The sequence below is a fragment of the Streptococcus sp. ELY_137 genome (assembly GCF_058314515.1).
This window is the reverse complement of record NZ_JBZFUL010000034.1, coordinates 1-774: the sequence shown is the minus strand read 5'-3', so window position 1 is coordinate 774 and position 774 is coordinate 1. Positions and strand designations below refer to the sequence as shown.

Here is a 774-nt window from a genome sequence, read left to right as displayed (position 1 = left end):
TGAAAAGGCAACAGTTTTCTGTACAAAATTTATAAAGTGTTTTTGTTAAGCGATGATTCGCTTCATCATGGGTGTTTGGTAGTTGAGACTACCGTGAATACGGTGATGATTCCACCAGTGGACATAATCTTTCGTTTTTAGGGTTAATTCTTCTAGCGAATGGAAGGTTTCTTGGTTGATAAACTCCAGTTTGAAGGAGCGATAGGTGCTCTCAGCTACCGCATTGTCATAAGGACAACCAGCTTGACTCAGCGAACGGGTGATGCCAAAGGCTTCTAACATCTCATCAATCAAGGCATTATCAAACTCCTTGCCACGATCAGAATGGAACATCTTGACTTTGCTTAGCGCATAAGGAATGCTTTGAATGGCTTGTTTGACGAGCTCTGCCGTCTTGTGCCAACCAACTGCCAGTCCAATCATTTCACGATTGAAGAGGTCAATAATGAGGCAAACATAAGCCCAGCGACTGTCAACGCGGACATAAGTCAAGTCCGTTACAAGGGCTTCTAATGGTTTTTCTTGGTTGAATTGTCTGGCTAAATGATTTGGAATGAGTGCCTCATTTTTCCCTTTAGACTGCGGTTTGAAGGCAGCCTTCTGGTAAACAGAAACCAAATTCAATCTCTTCATGATGCGACGAATCCGACGGCGAGACAGGGTTATGCCCTCAGATTCCAGACACTTCTTGATTTTCCTAGCACCATATCTAGATTTACTGTCAAGAAAGAGACGCTTTACCATTTTTTCAAGATTTGCTTCAGATACTGGTTC

Annotated in this window: 1 protein-coding gene; it reads right to left on the bottom strand. The window is 42.6% G+C overall.

The window, feature by feature from the left end; genetic code table 11:
• Positions 1-45 precede the first annotated feature (45 nt).
• On the bottom strand, positions 46-774 hold a 729-nt coding region (locus AC4HAO_RS11300), incomplete at its 5' end, for an IS3 family transposase (protein WP_491135400.1).